The sequence below is a fragment of the Mesorhizobium sp. WSM4844 genome (assembly GCF_055811775.1).
Genome location: NZ_JBVVQB010000143.1, coordinates 1 through 1,432 on the forward strand (window position 1 = coordinate 1; position 1,432 = coordinate 1,432).

At 57.3% G+C, this 1,432-nt stretch carries 2 protein-coding genes; both read right to left on the reverse strand.

Going from position 1 to position 1,432, the window contains the following annotated elements; translation table 11 throughout:
* A partial coding sequence (locus AC0L2A_RS36135) for a formyltransferase family protein (protein WP_473612952.1) occupies positions 1 to 483 on the reverse strand: 483 nt, incomplete at its 3' end.
* A gap of 814 nt (positions 484 to 1,297) precedes the next feature.
* A partial coding sequence (locus tag AC0L2A_RS36140) for an ATP-binding protein (protein ID WP_473612943.1) occupies positions 1,298 to 1,432 on the reverse strand: 135 nt, incomplete at its 5' end.

Below are 1,432 nucleotides of genomic sequence, written 5' to 3' on the forward strand. Positions count from 1 at the left end.
TCTGTTCACCAGCGCCTGCGGATGGGCAGTAAGCTCTCCCTTTGCCAAGCCAGTTAAAAGCTCGCGGAAGCCCTCGATCGCGGCTTCATAACATTTAAGGTTCAGGGTCAAAGCCGTATCGGCCGGCGCAATCAGCACTTGGAGCTGAACCACGACGTCACCCGTATCAACACCATCATCGATCCGATGCCACGTGATGGCATATTCGGTCTCCTGCGCCAGCAGCGCCCAGGACGTCGCGTGCGTTCCCGCATATCGTGGCAACGGACCGTCGTGGTAATTGAAAGCACCTTGACGCACTTGCCCAAACACGTCCGGTGGCAATATGAACGGATTGGCAACGGAGAAAATCCAATCTACCGGTTCGGCCCGCAAAAAAGACGAGAGCTCTTCAACGCTCCCTACACTCGGGATCTTGGCGCGAGTCGCCCAATCCGCGAATACGGTATCGCCACACAGGGCCGCACCAATGACGTGGCCCATCTCCATTGCCAGCTGAGCGCACCTAACTGCGACCGTACCACTGCCAACAAAGACGCTGGAGGAGATTGATTGCGCTGCAGGTTGCCCATCCCGATCGCCTGGTTGGCAGGCACCTGCGTGCGTCGAAGGAGAACGATGTGCCCTCTTCATCACTCAGCCAATCAACCGAGTACGCTGGGCAGTTCCCGCCCTAACCGCCGCGCCGTAGCGGCCTAAACCCGTCACACTGGTTCGGATCTGCTCGGGGGCAGCCGCCTTGATTGCCAATCGAACCCGGCAGTCTTGAAAGCTATCCAACGCACACGGAACCGGCCCCCATAACGTACTCGGCAACGCTCCACTTGGGAGAACCGGACTCAACAGGGCTGCGTCAACGGCGCTAAGTTGGACCAATTGTGTAATTCGCATCAGCAGTTTTGGCGGAAAACCATCTTGGCGCAACAGATTAATTTACCGTACTGCTGCAAACAGCGTGCCAGCCAAGATACTGGGGGCGAGCTTCGCTTAAAAGCGGCCACCAACCGCTTCGCGCACCCAAGCGCAACACTTCCACCTCCAGTCGGCTTTCGGCCATCGGATCGATGTCAGCTTCAGGACATAGACTTGTCTTCAACCGGACGCGACTGCCTCTGAGATCCCCGCCTGCGCCCGAACCGGAAAATTGTCTGCGTGTTCCGATGAAGCCGGCCACCGATTCCGATTTGAAGCCGGCCAGTCATTCCGATTTCATTCCGGCCGCCATTCCGATTTGAAGGCGGCCATTTTCGGACTGATCCTGGGTCTCGTTGATGTTTGGGTTGGGTTTTGTTTCAGGTCAAGCTTCGGTGTTTTCGGGGACGATTGGCGGGCGCTGTTTTCGCATGCTTTCACCGGTGAGATCGATGCGATAGGCGTTGTGAACGAGGCGATCCAGGATGGCGTCGGCCAAAGTTGGGTTTGCAATAATCTC